General features: G+C 43.5%; 17 protein-coding genes and 1 riboswitch. Of the genes, 9 read left to right on the forward strand and 8 right to left on the reverse strand.

Features of this window, described 5'->3' with window-relative positions:
- The first annotated feature begins 223 nt into the window (after positions 1-223).
- Positions 224-2,416 (forward strand): DNA helicase RecQ, encoded by a 2,193-nt coding sequence (gene recQ / locus HDC91_RS01760; protein WP_183550842.1) that lies wholly within the window; start codon positions 224-226, stop codon positions 2,414-2,416.
- 147 nt (positions 2,417-2,563) lie between these two features.
- Here the strand turns inward: recQ and HDC91_RS01765 are convergent, their stop codons facing one another.
- The gene (locus tag HDC91_RS01765; protein ID WP_183547918.1) at positions 2,564-3,448 is read right to left on the reverse strand and encodes an SRPBCC family protein; all 885 of its coding nucleotides are present in this window, start codon (positions 3,446-3,448) and stop codon (positions 2,564-2,566) included.
- 111 nt (positions 3,449-3,559) lie between these two features.
- A riboswitch (cobalamin riboswitch) is annotated at positions 3,560-3,762 on the forward strand.
- Between the two features lie 98 nt (positions 3,763-3,860).
- Here HDC91_RS01765 and HDC91_RS01770 point away from each other — a divergent pair.
- The 4 genes from HDC91_RS01770 to HDC91_RS01785 all read left to right on the forward strand — a co-directional run bounded on the left by HDC91_RS01770 (position 3,861) and on the right by HDC91_RS01785 (position 8,350).
- Positions 3,861-5,879 carry a TonB-dependent receptor gene (locus HDC91_RS01770; protein ID WP_183547920.1) on the forward strand — a complete coding sequence of 673 codons (2,019 nt, stop codon included), beginning with the start codon at positions 3,861-3,863 and terminating at the stop codon, positions 5,877-5,879.
- 9 nt (positions 5,880-5,888) lie between these two features.
- The gene (locus HDC91_RS01775; protein WP_183547922.1) at positions 5,889-6,947 is read left to right on the forward strand and encodes a YncE family protein; all 1,059 of its coding nucleotides are present in this window, start codon (positions 5,889-5,891) and stop codon (positions 6,945-6,947) included.
- A 50-nt stretch (positions 6,948-6,997) separates the two neighbouring features.
- On the forward strand, positions 6,998-7,573 hold the full coding sequence (locus HDC91_RS01780) for a DUF6580 family putative transport protein (protein WP_183547924.1): 576 nt from the start codon (positions 6,998-7,000) through the stop codon (positions 7,571-7,573).
- Positions 7,574-7,666: 93 nt separating this feature from the next.
- Positions 7,667-8,350 carry an NAD-dependent deacylase gene (locus HDC91_RS01785; protein ID WP_183547926.1) on the forward strand — a complete coding sequence of 228 codons (684 nt, stop codon included), beginning with the start codon at positions 7,667-7,669 and terminating at the stop codon, positions 8,348-8,350.
- Here the strand turns inward: HDC91_RS01785 and HDC91_RS01790 are convergent.
- On the reverse strand, positions 8,344-8,622 hold the full coding sequence (locus tag HDC91_RS01790) for a UBP-type zinc finger domain-containing protein (RefSeq protein WP_183547928.1): 279 nt from the start codon (positions 8,620-8,622) through the stop codon (positions 8,344-8,346). The two genes, HDC91_RS01785 and HDC91_RS01790, sit on opposite strands and share 7 nt — an antisense overlap.
- Positions 8,623-8,741: 119 nt before the next feature.
- Here HDC91_RS01790 and HDC91_RS01795 point away from each other — a divergent pair, with 119 nt between their 5' ends.
- Both HDC91_RS01795 and HDC91_RS01800 read left to right on the forward strand, forming a co-directional pair.
- Positions 8,742-9,998, forward strand: a complete 1,257-nt coding sequence (locus HDC91_RS01795) for a putative DNA modification/repair radical SAM protein (protein ID WP_183547930.1) — start codon at positions 8,742-8,744, stop codon at positions 9,996-9,998.
- 4 nt (positions 9,999-10,002) lie between these two features.
- Positions 10,003-10,761 (forward strand): TIGR03915 family putative DNA repair protein, encoded by a 759-nt coding sequence (locus tag HDC91_RS01800; RefSeq protein WP_183547932.1) that lies wholly within the window; start codon positions 10,003-10,005, stop codon positions 10,759-10,761.
- An 868-nt stretch (positions 10,762-11,629) separates the two neighbouring features.
- Here the strand turns inward: HDC91_RS01800 and HDC91_RS01805 are convergent.
- Positions 11,630-12,232 carry a dihydrofolate reductase family protein gene (locus tag HDC91_RS01805; protein ID WP_183547934.1) on the reverse strand — a complete coding sequence of 201 codons (603 nt, stop codon included), beginning with the start codon at positions 12,230-12,232 and terminating at the stop codon, positions 11,630-11,632.
- 183 nt (positions 12,233-12,415) lie between these two features.
- On the opposite strand from HDC91_RS01805, the gene HDC91_RS01810 reads away from it, so the two are divergent.
- Positions 12,416-13,786 (forward strand): PhoH family protein, encoded by a 1,371-nt coding sequence (locus tag HDC91_RS01810; RefSeq protein ID WP_255476636.1) that lies wholly within the window; start codon positions 12,416-12,418, stop codon positions 13,784-13,786.
- An 80-nt stretch (positions 13,787-13,866) separates the two neighbouring features.
- Here HDC91_RS01810 and HDC91_RS01815 read toward each other — a convergent pair whose 3' ends face one another.
- Together HDC91_RS01815 and HDC91_RS19910 are read right to left on the reverse strand one after the other, a co-directional pair.
- A complete protein-coding gene (locus HDC91_RS01815; RefSeq protein ID WP_183547936.1) occupies positions 13,867-14,187 on the reverse strand; it encodes a hypothetical protein in 321 nt (106 codons plus the stop codon).
- Between the two features lie 6 nt (positions 14,188-14,193).
- Positions 14,194-14,319: a hypothetical protein gene (locus tag HDC91_RS19910; protein WP_255456699.1), complete on the reverse strand. Its 126-nt coding sequence runs from the start codon at positions 14,317-14,319 to the stop codon at positions 14,194-14,196.
- 339 nt (positions 14,320-14,658) lie between these two features.
- Here HDC91_RS19910 and HDC91_RS01820 point away from each other — a divergent pair, with 339 nt between their 5' ends.
- On the forward strand, positions 14,659-14,862 hold the full coding sequence (locus HDC91_RS01820; protein ID WP_183547938.1) for a hypothetical protein: 204 nt from the start codon (positions 14,659-14,661) through the stop codon (positions 14,860-14,862).
- Here HDC91_RS01820 and HDC91_RS01825 read toward each other — a convergent pair.
- Genes HDC91_RS01825 through argB form a run of 3 tightly spaced genes read right to left on the reverse strand, consistent with a single transcriptional unit; the run spans position 14,859 to position 17,261 of the window.
- Positions 14,859-15,623 carry a GDSL-type esterase/lipase family protein gene (locus HDC91_RS01825; protein WP_183547940.1) on the reverse strand — a complete coding sequence of 255 codons (765 nt, stop codon included), beginning with the start codon at positions 15,621-15,623 and terminating at the stop codon, positions 14,859-14,861. The two genes, HDC91_RS01820 and HDC91_RS01825, sit on opposite strands and share 4 nt — an antisense overlap.
- A 25-nt stretch (positions 15,624-15,648) precedes the next feature.
- On the reverse strand, positions 15,649-16,464 hold the full coding sequence (proC, locus tag HDC91_RS01830; protein WP_183547942.1) for a pyrroline-5-carboxylate reductase: 816 nt from the start codon (positions 16,462-16,464) through the stop codon (positions 15,649-15,651).
- Positions 16,465-16,469: 5 nt separating this feature from the next.
- A complete protein-coding gene (argB, locus tag HDC91_RS01835; RefSeq protein ID WP_183547944.1) occupies positions 16,470-17,261 on the reverse strand; it encodes an acetylglutamate kinase in 792 nt (263 codons plus the stop codon).
- Positions 17,262-17,373 lie beyond the last annotated feature (112 nt).

Here is a 17,373-nt window from a genome sequence, read left to right on the forward strand (position 1 = left end):
TAATTTGGCAAATCAATGCTAAATATGTGCATTAATTTGTAAATTCATTACGCGATAAAACTAAATATTTCAGTACAAATTTTACCATTTGTAAAAGCGATAAATAAACAAATTGTTTTTAATCAAATAATCATTTTAGTATAAAATTTTTAACAAAACCAACCGTTTATTTATAAATTTTTGTTATTTTGAACCATAATTCCAAACGTACAAGTAAATAATGATAGAGACTAAAAAGTCGCTTTTTGATAACCTGCAAAATTTTTTCGGGTTTGATAACTTTAAGGGTGAACAAGAAGCGATCATAACTAATATTTTAGCCGGTAACGATACTTTTGTGATAATGCCTACAGGCGGAGGTAAATCAATGTGTTACCAGTTACCGGCATTAATGAGCGAAGGCACAGCGATTGTGATATCCCCGCTTATTGCTTTAATGAAAAATCAGGTAGACCAGTTAAGGGCTTTTGGCGGCTCAGACAGCATAGCCCATTTTTTGAATTCATCACTCACCAAAGCAGATATATTAAAGGTTAAGGACGATGTATTAAGCGGGAAAACCAAACTGCTGTACGTAGCGCCCGAATCATTGACGAAACAGGAAAACGTTGATTTTTTAAGATTAAATCAGGTGTCGTTCGTTGCGGTTGACGAAGCGCACTGTATTTCTGAATGGGGGCATGATTTTAGGCCCGAATATCGCAAAATACGCCAGGTAATAAGTAACATAGGCGATGATATACCCATTATAGCCCTTACCGCTACCGCTACGCCGAAGGTACAGCAGGATATTCAAAAGAACCTGCAAATGAACAATGCCACTGTTTTTAAATCGTCGTTTAACCGCAGTAATCTTTTTTATGAGGTTAGGGCCAAACGTAACGCTATAAAGGAGATTGTAAAGTTTGTTAAGCAAAACCAGGGCAAATCGGGTATTATATACTGCCTTAGTCGTAAAAAGGTTGAAGAAGTTGCAGAAGCACTTAATCTTAACGGTGTAAAGGCTTTGCCTTACCATGCCGGTTTAGACCCGAAAGTGCGCGCCGATACACAGGACAAATTCCTGATGGAAGACGTTGATGTAATTGTAGCCACTATAGCTTTTGGCATGGGTATAGACAAGCCCGATGTAAGGTATGTTATACACCACGATATGCCGAAAAGCATGGAGGGCTATTACCAGGAAACCGGACGCGCCGGCCGTGATGGGGGCGAAGGGGTTTGCGTTGCGTTTTACTCGGGTAAGGATATTGATAAGCTGCAGAAGTTTATGAAGGATAAACCTGTAGCCGAGCGCGAGATAGGTACCCAGATATTGAAGGAGGTTATTGACTACGCCGAATCGTCTGTTTGCCGCCGTAAACAATTATTGCATTACTTTGGCGAGAACTTTAACGAAGCAGGCTGCAACAATATGTGCGATAATTGCTGCGGCCCTAAAGTGCATTTTGATGGCGAAGAACACCTGCACAGGGTGCTAAGCCTGATCAGGCTGATAGGCGAAAAGTTTGATGATTGCCACATTATCAATATATTAATGGGTAAGGATGATGCGCAGGTAAAAAACTATAAACACGATAAACTGGATTATTTTGGGTCGGGTATTGAGCAGGGCGAAAACCTTTGGAACTCCCTGATGCGCCAGGCATTGCTAAATAATTTCCTCTATAAAGACATCGACCAATACGGCGTATTGCACTTAACAAAAACTGGTAACGCATTTATTGACAATCCTTACAGTATCCGTTTTCTGCTGAACCGGGAAATGGGACCAACTGATGATGACGATACTGACGAAGGGCCAAAACAAGGCGGGGGGGCTTTAGATACCCAATTGCTGCAAATGCTTAAGGACCTGCGTAAAAAACTGGCTAAACAAAAAGGGCTGCCTCCGTTTGTCATTTTCCAGGACCCGTCGTTAGAGGAAATGTGCACCCACTACCCGGTAAATACCGAGGAACTGAAACAAATATCAGGCGTAGGGGCGGGTAAGGCGCTCAAATTCGGTGCTCCGTTTGTAGATCTGATCAGCAAATATGTTGAGGACAATGATATTGACCGCCCGGTAGATATGGTCATAAAAAGCGCCGCAAATAAATCGGCGTTAAAAGTATTCATTATTCAGAACATAGACAGGCATTTAAACCTTGATGATATAGCTGCTTCAAAAGGGCTTACGTATGAAGATATCCTGAAAGAAGTGGAAACTATAGTTAACTCGGGCACTAAGCTAAACCTTAACTATTACATTGATGAAATGATTGATGAGGATAAGCAGGAAGAAGTTTACGATTACTTTAAATCGGCTGAAGTTGATTCTATCGATACCGCTTTAGCCGAACTTGGCTCAGACGACTATACCCGTGAGGAAGTTCAGTTAATGCGCATTAAATTCTTGTCAGAAGTAGGTAACTAATTATATCTATCCATACCAGGATAATAAAAGAGCCCCGAATTCGGGGCTCTTTTATTATCCTGATGTTATTTATTTAAGTTGCTAAAGTTGGTAACCATAAAACTGTGATTTAACTGTACAGCGATACCTGTAAATAACAAGCGTTGCTTACATCGCCTGGTGTTCATTACCCGGAGATGGCCTCTCTTCTATGGGTTCTAAATGAGATTGATAACGGGATGACTGGTCATCAGCAACTGTATCTTCTGATGATGTACGCTCAACTACAGTTTCTTCAATTACTATAGCAACAGGTTCTTCATATGCCGATGACGAAGCTTCGCCTCCATCAATGTCCATATATTGTTTAAAGTTGCGTACATCATTATCAACCATGTTTTTAAATACAGGGTTTAATATATGTGCGATACTGCCTCCAAAGCCACCTGCCGGCGGTCGGTAAGATATAACGATGTCTATTAAAGTGCCTTCGCCATCCGGGCTGTCCTGAAAACGTACTTTACCTGCATTATCTATCAGCGAACCGGGCAGCGAGCTCCAACCAATAGCATAACCCGGCTCATCATTTACAATTTCGGCATCCCAGCTCACTTTAGCAACGCCTGTGGGCAGCTTTAACACCCAGTGCGACCGCTTGTCGTCTATCTGCTCAACACTTTCCAGATGTTTCATAAACAGCGGCAGGTTGTCCAGTTTACGCCAAAAATCGTATACCTCTTGTCGTGGTTTGTTAATAAGGTAAGACGAACGGATATTAACGTTAACAGGCTCGGTAGTGTTGCGGCCCATACGCGAGTAGAGTTCGCAATGGCCGGTAACCCCCCGGGTGAGCAGGTAGCCGCCCGCACCTATTTTAATGATACTGGAGAACGGGCTTTTAAATAAACCTTTAAAGCCCGAAAGAGCCAGTTTTAAACCACCTGCAATTGACAGGGTGCGTTCTGTTTGCGATAAATTGGTGCTTAATGAGCTGTTGCGCGCCTCTGAGGCAGAAGTAGCACGCCATCTATTTTCTAATGTTGATGTTGTCATAATATAATTATTCTATACCTGTTAAACACGCTAATAAACAGCAGGTTTTCTTTTATTGAAATTAATTTAACCGCCGCCAATATTAATCTTTCGGTTTAACAATTGTAATAGTACATTTGCCATGCTTTAGGTTTCTGCCGGGAGAACGTTCCCGGGAGAATTAAAAGGGAATACGGTGTAAATCCGCAACTGTCCCGCAGCTGTAAGCTCTGTTAACCAATGCCCATCAAAAATGTCACTGTCCGTTAGTTGCGGGTGGGAAGGCAGGCAAAGGGGAGTAAGTCAGAATACCTGCCTCAGCATTATATTATTCACAGCTTTCGGGGATTGAAGCTTGAGTGTGGATGCTCTTTTATACCAGCGTTTTTCATTCTGTGTAGTTCCTGTATGCTGTAAGTTTTTTGCTTGCAACATGAAAAAAAAATTATCCTGCATTTTTACTTATAAACGCGTTAAATACGTGTGCTTTGTATGGATACTTCTTTTGCCAACTTTTAAGGTAATTGCACAGCAGGACACAAGCAAAAAACTAAAAGAGGTCTTGATATCATCTGCAAAGGCCCCCTATATCCAAACCATAACCCCATCACAACAGGTAACCGCGGCAGATTTTACCCGGTATAGCGCCGCCAACGTTGCAGATGCCATACGCAATTTTGCGGGTGTCAATATTAAGGACTATGGTGGGGTAGGCGGTCTCAAAACGGTCTCGGTACGGGGTTTAGGTGCCAACCATTTAGCAGTATTGTACGATGGCGTGCAAATTAATGATGCGGAGAACGGGCAGGTCGACCTGGGCAGGCTCAATCTTAACAATATACAGTACATAGCCTTATATAACGGGCAGCCTCCCAATATTCTGCAGCCTGCACGGTCATTTGCATCCGCCAGTATCCTTTCCATCACAACTATTAAGCCTCGGTTAAATACTGATAAACCATACCTTATAACCGCAGGAGTTAAAACCGGTTCGTTCGGTTTGTTTAACCCTTATGTACAATGGCAGCAGCGTTTAAGCAATAGCTGGTCGTTTATTGTAAATGGCTATTTGCAAAAGGCTAATGGTCGCTATACTTACATCAACGACGACGGACTGCTTAAAAGCAAGCAAACACGGTTAGGTTCGGCCATTAATGCCCAACAGGTTGATGGCGCGCTTTATTGGACGAAAAACGACAGCAGTAAGTTTAACCTTCATGCTAACTATTATAATTCGGATAGAGGGCTTCCCGGCCCTGTTATTATCAACAAACCACCGCCGGCAGGCCAGCGCTTATGGAACAAAGACCTATTTTTGCAAACCGGTTACGAACATGTGTTTAGCCAGGGTATCCATTTGCTAATTAACAGCAAGTTTTCCCAAAATTACCTGCATTATTTTAACCCCCAGTTTCCGAGTTCTGCCGGTTTTCTGGATCAGCAGTTTAAGCAGCATGAATACTACCAGTCGGCGGCGTTGTCTTATCACCTTCTACCAAATTGGGACGTTTCCTACGCAACAGATATTTCTGTAAATAATATGAGCGCTAATTTGCCGGGGTTTCGCTACCCAACACGGTTTGCGTTGTTAAATGTGTTGGCAAGCACACTGGTGCTGGGAAAAACCATATTGCAAGCAAGCCTGCTTAATACAGATATCTCGGAGTCGGTTGCTACGGGCACTACCATTCCGCATCGCAATATATTTTCGCCAACGATAATGGCTACCATAAAACCGTTTGATGACCAGGGCTTCCAGGTAAGGGGCTTTTATAAGTATATTTTCCGGGCGCCAACTTTCAACGAATTGTATTATAATTTCATTACTAATACTAAACTTAAACCAGAGTTTACCAACCAGTATAACCTTGGCTTCACGTATAGCAGAAACCTTAACGGCTTTTTTCAATACGTCAGTCTTACTACGGATGCTTACTATAACAACGTAAAAAACAAGATTGTATATACACCTAATTTATACAACGGCTCAGTAGAAAATTTTGGTAAAGTTGACATAAAAGGGCTGGACGCCGGCCTAAAGACACAGGCCATGTTAGGGGCGGGGTATAACATTGTGCTATCAGCTAACTACTCGCATCAGCAGGCACGAAACCTAACCGATCCAACATCCTCTATTTACCTTAATCAGTTGCCTTATATCCCAAAAAACACCTTTGCATTTAATATCGGCGTAACCACCGGGCCGATGGGGGTTTATTATAATCAACAACAACTTTCCCCACGATACTACAACAATAATAACAATGACGACGATCGCCTGCCAAAATATACGGTAAGTGATGCGACGTTGGTTTATAAAGGCGCTTGCAAAGGTCTGCCTTTGGTGGTATCCGCGGAGGTTAATAATCTGTTCAACAAAGGCTATATGGTGGTGCAAAGTTACCCTATGCCCGGCCGCTCTGTACGAATTACATTTCAAATAACTATATAACATCATCACATGAAACACTTTAAACCAAAGTACCTGTTTATTTCGCTTGCTTTTGCCACTTTACTTACATCGTGCAGTAAAGATAAGGTACAACCTACCCCTGATAAGCCCGATGCCGAAAGGGCCGGGCTGTACATTTTAAACCAGGGCGGCATTGGCCACAATAACAGTACGCTTACTTATTATGATTACGCCGCTAAAAAGCTTACGCCGGACATTTTTACCGCCGCCAATACCGAAAAATTAGGCGATACCGGTAATGACCTGGGGATCTATGGCTCAAAAATGTTCATTGTGGTAAACAATTCAGACCTGGTAGATGTAGCCGAAGCAAAAACGGTTAAGCTGATCAAAAAGATCAGTATTACACAACCACGCAGCGTGGTTTTTTACAAAAGCAATGCCTTTGTAACATCTTACAATGGTACAGTATCAGTGATCGATACTGCCTCGCTTGCGATAGTTAAAACCATAAAAGTTGGCCGAAATCCCGAGCAAATGGCGGTATCAAATGGTAAATTATATGTAGCCAATTCGGGTGGCTTAGATTATCCCGACCTGGATAAAACAGTGTCGGTAATTGACCTTGCCACTTTAAGCGAAACCAAAAAGATAACGGTAACGGTTAACCCAATCACCATCGCTGCTGATACTTACGGCAACGTATATGTGCTATCTGCAGGTAACTATAACGATGTATCGGCCGGTATCACTATTATAAATACAACTACTGATGCCGTTACGTCGCAAAGTGACCTAACCCTTGGATATAACCTGCCCATTGCTGCCACCGGCGATTATGTTTATTATCCCACAGCTGATAATAAGATAGCAATGTACAACGCCAAAACCCAGCAGCCCGAGCGTGCAAACTTTATAACCGGCGATGTAACTATTACTTCGCCATATGCTATTACGATTGACAGCATTACCGGCGAAGTGTTTATTGCCGACGCCAAAGATTATTCGTCAAACGGATCTGTAACGGCGTTTGACAAGACCGGCAAAAAAGAATACACCATTGAAACCGGCATAAGCCCCGGTAAAATAGTTTTGGTTAATAAATAGCATTTTAAATTGCAGTGTATTATCAATAAATTTGAACTTTAATTAAAACCATGTCATTACACAAGATCAACACCCGCAATAGCGTACTTATACTAATAATACTTGCTGCAACTGCAATGCGCCTTGTAAACACACAGGTGCCCCTGCTTAGTAATTTTACCCCGGTGGGTGCCATAGCACTGTTTGCAGGTGCCTATTTTAATGATAAGTGGAAGGCTTACCTTATACCAATGCTATCGCTTTTTGTGAGCGATATTTTTGTAAATTATATTTACACGTATAAGTTGATTGTGTTTACCGGCAGCTCGTTATGGGTGTACGGTTGCTTTATGCTAATGGTATTGGTTGGCACCTTTATAAAAAAGGTGAATATAGTAAGCGTTGCAGCAGCATCGGTAGTGTCGGTAATGATACACTGGCTAATTATGGATCTTCCATTTTTATACGGAACTTTTTATCCGCATACGCTTGCAGGCTATGGCCAATCGTTAACCGCGGCTATTTACCCGTTTGAAACAAACATGCTTATAGCCGATGCCTTATACGGCGCCATCCTGTTTGGCGGATTTGAACTGGCTAAAAGAAAGTATACCTCGCTGCAAACACAAAGGCAACTGGCTTTATAAATTAAATAAAATACACAAAAAAAGCGGTTAGCCAGGGTTAACCGCTTTTTTTGTGAGGCGAAAATGTGATGCTTTTCCTCGAATCTTAAAATTATGAAAAAAATAGTAGTGCTTACCGGCGCGGGGATAAGCGCTGAAAGTGGCCTAAAAACCTTCAGGGATACCGACGGCTTGTGGGAAGGATATAATATTGAAGATGTAGCCACACCCGAAGCCTGGCAGCGCAATCCCGAAATGGTGCAGGATTTTTATAATCAGCGCCGCAAATCGGTCCTGGAGGCTAAGCCTAATGCCGCTCATTACGCGCTGACCAAACTTGAAGATAAATACGAGGTGACCATCATCACCCAAAACATCGACGACCTGCACGAGCGGGGCGGCTCAACCAATGTAGTGCACCTGCATGGCATCATTACGCGGTCGCAGTCGAGCGTCAAGGCGAGTCTTACTTACCCAATTAATGGCTGGGAGATAAAAATGGGCGAGAAGTGCGAATTAGGATCGCAGCTGCGCGCACATGTGGTATGGTTTGGCGAAGCGGTGCCCATGATAGAAACCGCGGCGCAAATTTGCAGCCAGGCCGACCTGTTTATTTTGATCGGTACTTCGCTGGCCGTTTATCCTGCCGCTGGATTGATCAATTATGTGCCCAGAGAGGTAAAAAAATACATCATTGATCCAAACATACCTACTGCTAGTAACAGAAGCATCATTGAAATGCCTTACAAAGCTACAATAGGGGTACCTAAACTGGTAGATGAGCTACTTGCTCAATAATCTGCAAATTGCTCGTCGGGATAACACCATAGCCAGCGTTCGCCGGGCTGAGCCGACGCTATTACCGGGTGATGCGTAGCGTGGTAATGTTTGGTCATGTGCTGTTCATCAGATTGATCGCAACACAAAGTGACCCCGCAAGTTTGACAGGTGCGCAAATGGAACCATTCGGTGCCTTGTTTTATGCATTCTTCGCAAACTTGGTTGTCGTTCAGTTTAACTTCTTTAATGGCTTGCAAGTGACTGCAAAATCCCGCATCTAAATCTGGCATAGTTGTTTTTGTATAAAGATAAGGAAGCCCGTTAAAAATACCATGTATTCCTAAAACATCTTAACAGTTCTGATATTAGCTATAAAAATTGCTAATAATATTAGTATTTTTGAGACGGTATGAATGTAGACAGGATAACAGAGAAGTTGAATATTTTGGCTGATGCAGCTAAGTATGATGTATCTTGCGCCAGTAGCGGAAGTAAGCGTAAGAACGAGAACAAAGGCCTTGGCAATGCCAGTAACGGCATATGCCACTCCTACACCGAGGATGGCAGGTGCGTGTCGTTATTAAAGATACTATTAACTAACCATTGCATATTTGATTGCGCTTATTGTGTATCGCGCAAAAGCAACGATATTCAACGGGCGGCCTTTACAGTGCAGGAGGTGGTAGACCTTACCATTAACTTTTACCGTCGTAATTATATCGAAGGTTTATTCCTCAGCTCGGGCATTTTCAAGGATGCTGATTTTACCATGGAGCGGCTTGTACGGGTGGCCAAAAAATTACGTACCGAGCATAATTTTAACGGCTATATTCACCTCAAATCTATCCCGGGTGCCAGCGACGAACTGATGAATGAAGCGGGCTTGTATGCCGACCGATTGAGCGTTAACCTGGAAATGCCCACCGAAGCAGGATTGAAATTATTAGCGCCTGATAAAAATCAAGCGGATATGATCAAGCCTATGGGATATCTTAAAAGTGCCATTATCCAGCGCACTGAAGAAAAAAAGCTCTTCAAAAAAGCACCCATATTTGCGCCGGCAGGCCAAAGCACGCAGGTTATTATTGGCGCAACCCCAGAGAACGATAGCCAGGTGCTGCAATCGGCTAACTATTTTTATAAGAACTTTAATTTAAAGCGGGTTTATTATTCGGGATATGTACCGGTGCTGGCCGATAGCCGCCTGCCTGCCTTAAACACCACAGTGCCAATGGTGCGCGAGAATCGCCTGTACCAGGCGGATTGGCTGATGCGCTTTTACGGCTTTAAGGTGAACGAGATTGTGAACGACAGCCAGCCGCATCTTGATTTGGATATCGACCCTAAACTAAGCTGGGCTATCCGAAATATGCAGGTATTCCCAATCGATATTAACAAAGCCGACCTGCAAATGATATTGCGCGTACCCGGCATAGGCTTGCAATCGGCACAAAAAATTGTGGCTGCCCGCAGGTTTGGCAGGCTTAATTGGGATCAGCTAAAAAAAATAGGCGTGGCCCTTAACCGGGCAAAATTTTTTATCACTTGCAACAGCAGCCAATTTGAACGGCGCGACCTTACAGGTAGTAGCATTAAGCAGTTTATACTGGCGACATCGCAAAGCAAATTTTTAAAGAATACACAGGTACAATTAAACTTGTTTTAAAACCATGACCACACTTATTTACGATGGCACTTTTGAAGGGCTTCTTACCGTTGTATTCGAAATTTACGATCGCCGGCTCGACCGCGTAAACCTGCAACGCAATCAACCGGATACTGCTGCTTTGTTTGAAAATAAGTTGCAGGTAACAACGGATGAGATACGCGCTAACCGCGTTTTAAAAGGCCTGACACAAAGGGTGTCAGCAATGGGCATACAAAGGTTGTACGCCGCTCATTTAGCCGAAATGGAAGGGGAGGATAATAACCTGGTGGGATACATCAGGTATGCTTTTGATTCGGCGCAAAACATTGAAGAGGACTATGGCAACCGTTTTGTGCTGCGCGTATCAGAAATGGTACGCATGGTTAGGCGCGAAAAACACAGGATGGAGGCCTTTGTGCGTTTCCAGAAATTAAAGGACGATATTTTTTACGCCGCAATCGAACCGGATTTTAATGTGTTGCCTTTGCTTATTCGCCATTTTAAAGGCCGCTACGCTGATCAAAAATGGATAATTTATGACCTGAAGCGTAAATACGGCATCTATTACGACCTGCACGATACCCAATATATTTCACTTGACTTTGCAAACATTGGCAAAGCCGCCAATATTATAGCCGCATTTACGGAGGAGGAGACCATTTATCAGCACTTGTGGAAGAACTATTTCACCAGCGTAAATATTCCGTCACGAAAAAACACCAGGCTTCATGTGCGCCATATCCCTAAAAGATATTGGAAGCATTTAACAGAAAAAATTTGAAATCTGGTCGATGCGCGCGTTTTATATGTGGCAGTATGTGTACCTATTTTTAGTTTATTGTTAGTAACCGCGTTGTTTATAAACCCGGCCAAAAGGTTTAAAGCGCTTATATATCACGGCTTCTGTAATGTGGATAACCAGCTGTTTTATGTTAATAACATGTTAAAAAGAAAATAAAAAAAGGCCTTGACAAATGATACTTTATGTTCCTATATTGTAATCATCAAGAACGACGTACTTTGACAGCCTTACAGGAATACAGAAACTTAATCGGGTGGACCCTCGGGCGAACTAAAGATAAGGGAAGTGCCTGAATCATGTAAAGGATTAAATTGCGAAAGCAATTTGTCTGGCAGATGATTAATGAGGTATTATGGGTTTTGCAAGATTCTACGGAGGGCGGCAAACAAAATAATGACCTTGAAGCAATCGGCGTAGCGTAACAAAGAGACATCGGCATTCAACGGAATAAAGAAGTATCAGCGTTGCACGAATAACAACGGAGTCGACTTCCCCTCGGGAGAAGTGACAACATCAATATTCGCAGAAGCCATGACCCATCCGCACTCGCGAGAGTAACGAAGGACACATGCGGAACGAATTTGGAAGCGTCACCATCCGCAAGGAGTCAGACAAAGTTTGCATACGTGTCAACAATTGAAACATCGGCATTCACAGCGAATAAAGAGACATCGGCGTTCGCATTATACAAAGAGGAGATCAGGTCGGTTAATTTACACAAAACTTGATGCTTCATGATAGCCACGGCTATTCATGGGGTCGGGAAAAACGGAGGTCATTTCGAAAGAAGAGGCTTCCGTTTTCCTATTTTAAGGCATTTTCGATTAAGTTATGGCCGCTTCGAAATTTAACGGGCAGCGTTTTCGATCTGTAAAGCCCCTGCGTATTTATAAATATTGGTAACTACGCCAGATGAACCGGCTGTACTGTTTACAAGCTCAAGTTTCCATGCTTCGGCACTGTCTGTGAAAAAGCGTTTACCGCTCCCCAGTAAAACCGGATAAACAAATAACACTACCTCGTCAACCATCCCGTGCGCAAACAATAACGATGTCACCGTCACACTTCCCCAAACAATAAGATCGGGGCCGTCCTGTGCACGCAATGCCCTGATGCCTGCAACAACATCTGTTCCCAAATCTTCAACCGGGCCCCAATCAAGGCTATCGGGCCTATGAGTGGCGACGTACTTTTTGGCTGCATTAAAACCATCAGCAATGGCGCCGCTCGGGGCCTTAGGCCAGTAATTCGCAAAAACATCATAAGTGCGGCGGCCAAGCAGCAGGTCGTACTTACTGCCATGGGCCGCAACAATGCCTTCGCCCGTTGCCTTATTGGAATACCGCATAGACCATCCGCTGTGCGCAAAATCACTGTTATCCTCGCGGCCGCCGGGTGCTTGTACCACGCCGTCCAGCGAGATATGTGCTAAGATCTTTATCTTTCTCATATTTTATTAAATTAGTTAATATACGTCAAAGTTAAGGGGAGCAGGTTATATGCATGCGGTGCAAACACGCCAATATAAGGGTACTTTACGACTATCCTTTAGGCAACCCAGTTGAAGTATGGTTTACAGCTTCATTGCCGATAATAAAACATTTTCAACAACTGCAGCCGCTCCCCAATCAAAATGCCTAATTTAGCATTAATGAACAACGACGCTACAGACAAGCCCGACGGGAAGAAGAAAATATTTGTACTGGATACCTCGGTTATACTATATGACCACAACGCCTTTGAAAATTTTCATGAACATGACGTAGCCATACCCATACAGGTACTGGAAGAGCTTGACAACATGAAGAGCGGTAACGATACCCGCAATTTTGAGGCGCGCAGCTTTATCAGGCTCATGGACGACCTGTCTAAGAGCAGGCTTATTAACCAATGGGTGCCGCTGCACGGTAAAGGCAAAGGATCTTTTAAGGTTATTATGGATGCCACTAATACCAGCGCTAACGCAGAAGTTGTTTTTGGATCGGATAAGATAGATCACCGCATACTAAATGCCGCACTGGGGCTTCAGTTCGAAAATCCGGATAAAAAGGTTATACTGGTGTCTAAAGATATTTGTTTGCGTTTAAAGGCGAAGGCGCTAAACCTGTATGCTGAAGATTATGAAACAGGCAAGGTTAAAAATCTGGAAGAACTTTATACCGGCAAAACCACTCTGGATAAGGTGACCGACAAGTTGCTTGGCAAGCTTAGCAAAAATGACAGCCTGCCGGCCGATAGCCTGGGTATTCCTGTTGATGCAGGCAACCGGTTTTACATACTAAACAGTAAAAACGGTTCGGCGTCGGGATTTTTCAATAGTCAAAACGGGCAACTGGAAAGAGTGACAGAACAGCCGGTCCTAAATATTCATCCGCGCAATATTGAACAGGCCTTTGCCATACACGCGCTGCTGCACCCCGATATAAAGCTGGTTACCATACAAGGTAACGCCGGTACCGGTAAAACGCTGCTTGCATTGGCCAGCGCTTTAGAGCAGCGCAAGCACTATCGCCAGATATTTGTAACACGCCCCATAATACCGCTTAGTAATAAGGATATTGGCTTTTTGCCGGGGGATGTTAAATCAAAAATAGACCCATACATGGCCCCCATATGGGATAACCTGAAGTTTATTAAAGATCAGTTTGCCGAGGATGAGAAGATGCAGGCCAAACTTGATGAACTGGTGGCAAACGACAAGATATCAATAACGCCGCTGGCGTTTATACGCGGCCGTACCTTAAGCAAAATATTTTTTATTGTAGACGAGGCCCAAAACCTTACGCCCCATGAGGTAAAAACCATTATATCGCGGGCCGGGGAAAACAGTAAATTTGTATTTACCGGCGATATTTACCAGATAGATACACCATACCTCGATGCTGAAAGCAACGGTCTGTCGTATCTTATTGATAAGGCCAAAGGGCATCCGCTTTACGCCCATATCACCCTGCAAAAGGGTGAAAGGAGCGAACTGGCCAATTTAGCCACTGAACTGTTGTAAATTTGTCATCCTGAGCGGAGCTAAGGAACTACCCGGCGATAAATACTCCACGATGTTCAGCCTGACAAGATGTTAACCTGTTACGTCCTTGGTCGTTTAGGGTTAAATGCAACCAGGTAATTCAATTCATCAGCAATAATGCTTCGGGCATCCGGCGCGTCGTTAACGGCGAGTGATTGCTTAAGCGCCGTCCTAACGGAGTTTAATACCTGCAGTAATATTTCGGGTAGAATTTTGGTTACGTTAGTAGGGAAGTAGTTCTTTTGTATACTTATCCTTTCGGCATTGTTTGCCATACTAAACTCCCAGTTATCATCGGCTTTAAAACCATGCTCTTTAGCAAGGTTAGCAAGATCGTACAAGTATAATTTAGTTTGGATGTCTATCGTTTGTTCGCTCATAATCCTTTATTTTTTGCTTGACAGATCGGAAGAAGTCGAACCTTTTCCTGATTGATATGCTGATTGCTTTTTGGTCCCGTTTACTGCGGGGGCTTTTTTGGTTTCTTTAACCGTTTTTCTGTCTTTGCTCATGGTGTTTATTTTAATGTATTATAATAGAATTATTGCCGGCAACCATCAGCTTAGCTGATGCGCCGTATTACTTATTGGCAATGCCTGTATTGAAATTGCTTGCGTTGAGAAGGAATTTCTTAAAGCTAACCTTTATTTTTTAAATAGCGGCAGGTTTTGCATTTTAAATAAGCTTTTAAAGCGGTAGCGTAAGATATACTTTAATGCTGATTTACAGCCCACTGCCCGTTTAGTTAAATTAATTTAACGCAAATCCGTATAAAATGACTATATTGTACACCTACAAAGCATCCGCTTTTAAAGCGGATGCTTTTTTTATTCACTAATTCCCGATAATATATGGCTAAATCACAAGCAACATTTATGAAGAAACAGCTTGAAAAAAACAAGCAAAAGAAAAAAGAAGAAAAGGCATTACGCAAACAAGAACGCCAGGAAAACTCGGCCGGCGGCGGCCTGGAGGATATGATGGCCTACGTAAACGAGTTTGGCGAAATAGTTTCAACCCCGCCAACCGTTAAAAAGGATACTTCCGAAGATTAATTTGTTAAAGCGTGGTAAATAGCCTCGCCCCATTTTTTACCCAGGTAACCTGCCCCTGATTTATTGGGGTGCAGGTAAAAAGTCCCTTGCTTACCCTGCTCAGGCTGTAAGGTAAATTGATAGTTTTTCCTGAAGTCAACAAACCCGCTAGTGTAACCTGTGTATACATGGTTGGGATTGGTAACAGCATATCCCTTAACTAAAGCGGCAATTTGCGGGAAATAGCTTTGCAGCCTGTCCAGCCCTTCTTGCAGGTACATGGCACCATTATAAGTATTGGGGCTGTAATAAATTGGATTATTAAGAACGATCTTGCTGCTGGGGTAACGTTTTAACAAGCTATCGGCAGTAGTTTTAAGGTTGGCAGCGTATTGTACAGGCGATACCGGCGCCCCGTGGGTACCTTGCATGGCACTGTCGTTAGTCCCGAGCATTATTGAAAATATCAGCTGCGCTTCCGTATCTCTGTAAAATACATCGGCAGCCTTAATGGTATTATCAAAATCCTGCTCCCCGGGCAAAAAATCAAGTGTAGTATGTCCGCTCACACCCTGGTTGCTTTGCGTTACCATGAGGCCCTTTTTTTTCACCAGGTAATCCAAAGCATATACAGATGGCTGCAGTTCGGCGGTGTTTGAGCCAAAGGTTATGCTATCGCCAATAAATACGATGTTTGCCTTTTGGGGTGGCAAAAGTTTAAACGCACAAAGTAAAAAAGCCCCAATTAAAAATACGCTTTTTAAAATACTGCCTGACTTCATATGCATTTGTTGGTGTGATGTTTATTTATTCGCTTTTATAAAGTGCGCCGGCTTTCTCTGCCGACAGTTTTATTCCTTTTATCATGGCCGAGCTAAATCCGTTGTGTTCCATTTCGTTAAGGCCCGCAATAGTACAGCCTTTAGGCGATGTCACCTTATCAATTTCCTGCTCGGGATGCGATGCCAGCTGCAATAGCAGGTCCGCGGCCCCTTTGGCCGTTTGGGCCGCCATTTTAAGGGCGTCGTGCGCGTGGAAGCCTATTTCGGTGCCGCCTTGTGATGCCGCGCGGATAGATCGCAAAAAAAATGCGATACCACATGCGCACAACGCCGTTGCTGATGTCATCAGTTCTTCATTTATCTGGATGCTTACGCCCACTGTATCAAATAACGACAAAACCAGGCTGATGTTAGCCGCCGACGCATTATCGGTAGCAATACACGTCATGCTGTGGCCAATAGCTATGGCCGTGTTCGGCATGGCGCGGATCACCTGCACATCTAAACTGAGCTGGCTGCGAATGTCATGGCAACTCACACCCGATACCACCGATATCAGCAAATGCTTACTTTGGCTGGCGGCAGGCTTTATCTCATCAAGCAATTTGTTTAATTGCTGGGGCAAAATTGCCAATACCACGATATCCGCTTTAGTAACCGCCTCGGCGTTATTGGCCGTAACATTATAACCCTCGGCTGCCAGGCCGGCCAGTGCCGCTACGTTACGGCGGGTAAGGGTAATTTGCTGCGGGGTAAAAATACCTGCCTTAACTAATCCTTTTGCCAATGCAAGGCCAATATTACCACTGCCTAAAATGGCTATATGTTGCTGTGTTTCCATTATTCTTACTTACTTAAGCGGGTACCAAAGCCCGCTTTATTTTTTAATTGTCCCAAATCATCCGAGTGTCCGATTATAACCGCCTTAACGCCGCAGCTAATGGCCGTAAAAGCATTATCCATTTTGGGGAGCATACCGCTGTGAATGATTTGTTCTGTCTTTAGTTTATCGTACCGTTCCGGGTCAATGTCCCTTATCAGCGAATCCTCATCGTTAATATCCTGTAATACACCTTTTTTCTCGAAGCAATAAACAAGCGTGGTTTCATATGATCCTGACATAGCTACTGCCAGCGCAGAGGCTATGGTATCGGCATTGGTGTTTAACAGCTGGCCTTCACCATCGTGTGTCAGCGCGCAAAATACGGGGATAAAGCCGCCTTCAAGCAGCTTTGCAATGCTGTCAGCTTTAACCGAACGTTCGAAAAGATCGCCTGCAAAACCGTAATCGATAGTTTTAACCGTGCGTTTTTTAGCACGGATCAGATCGCCGTCTGCCCCGGTAAGGCCAATGGCATTACTTCCATAGCGCTGCAATTGGGCCACAATGTTTTTATTGATCAATCCGCCGTAAACCATAGTGACAATACGCAGTGTATCAATATCGGTTATGCGTCTGCCATCAATCAGCTTTGCTTCGATACCCATACTTTCAGATACCTGAGTAGCCACCTTTCCGCCGCCATGCACCAATATCTTGTAACCCTCAAGCGCCGTAAAGTCCTTCAGGAAACGGTGCAGGTTCTCGGAGTTATCAATAACGTTACCGCCTATTTTAATGATGTGCAGGGCTTGCATGTTAGATTATATATAAGTTCGATGGCAATTATAGCTATTTTTATTGATGATGTGGATTTTAACCACCGATGCAGAGTTTTTTTTGCTTCCAAAATGCAGCCACACCCGCTTT

This window comes from Mucilaginibacter sp. AK015 (assembly GCF_014200785.1).
Lineage (GTDB): Bacteria > Bacteroidota > Bacteroidia > Sphingobacteriales > Sphingobacteriaceae > Mucilaginibacter.

Coding starts and splice junctions, on each gene's coding strand:
- HDC91_RS01825 (WP_183547940.1), bottom strand. CDS start 15,623: ATGAAGTCAGGCAGTATTTTAAAAAGCGTATTTTTAATTGGGGCTTTT.
- argB (WP_183547944.1), bottom strand. CDS start 17,261: ATGCAAGCCCTGCACATCATTAAAATAGGCGGTAACGTTATTGATAAC.
- HDC91_RS01765 (WP_183547918.1), bottom strand. CDS start 3,448: ATGACAACATCAACATTAGAAAATAGATGGCGTGCTACTTCTGCCTCA.
- HDC91_RS01800 (WP_183547932.1), top strand. CDS start 10,003: ATGACCACACTTATTTACGATGGCACTTTTGAAGGGCTTCTTACCGTT.
- HDC91_RS01790 (WP_183547928.1), bottom strand. CDS start 8,622: ATGCCAGATTTAGATGCGGGATTTTGCAGTCACTTGCAAGCCATTAAA.
- HDC91_RS01795 (WP_183547930.1), top strand. CDS start 8,742: ATGAATGTAGACAGGATAACAGAGAAGTTGAATATTTTGGCTGATGCA.
- HDC91_RS01805 (WP_183547934.1), bottom strand. CDS start 12,232: ATGAGAAAGATAAAGATCTTAGCACATATCTCGCTGGACGGCGTGGTA.
- HDC91_RS19910 (WP_255456699.1), bottom strand. CDS start 14,319: ATGAGCAAAGACAGAAAAACGGTTAAAGAAACCAAAAAAGCCCCCGCA.
- HDC91_RS01770 (WP_183547920.1), top strand. CDS start 3,861: ATGAAAAAAAAATTATCCTGCATTTTTACTTATAAACGCGTTAAATAC.
- HDC91_RS01820 (WP_183547938.1), top strand. CDS start 14,659: ATGGCTAAATCACAAGCAACATTTATGAAGAAACAGCTTGAAAAAAAC.
- proC (WP_183547942.1), bottom strand. CDS start 16,464: ATGGAAACACAGCAACATATAGCCATTTTAGGCAGTGGTAATATTGGC.
- HDC91_RS01775 (WP_183547922.1), top strand. CDS start 5,889: ATGAAACACTTTAAACCAAAGTACCTGTTTATTTCGCTTGCTTTTGCC.
- HDC91_RS01810 (WP_255476636.1), top strand. CDS start 12,416: ATGCCTAATTTAGCATTAATGAACAACGACGCTACAGACAAGCCCGAC.
- HDC91_RS01785 (WP_183547926.1), top strand. CDS start 7,667: ATGAAAAAAATAGTAGTGCTTACCGGCGCGGGGATAAGCGCTGAAAGT.
- HDC91_RS01815 (WP_183547936.1), bottom strand. CDS start 14,187: ATGAGCGAACAAACGATAGACATCCAAACTAAATTATACTTGTACGAT.
- HDC91_RS01780 (WP_183547924.1), top strand. CDS start 6,998: ATGTCATTACACAAGATCAACACCCGCAATAGCGTACTTATACTAATA.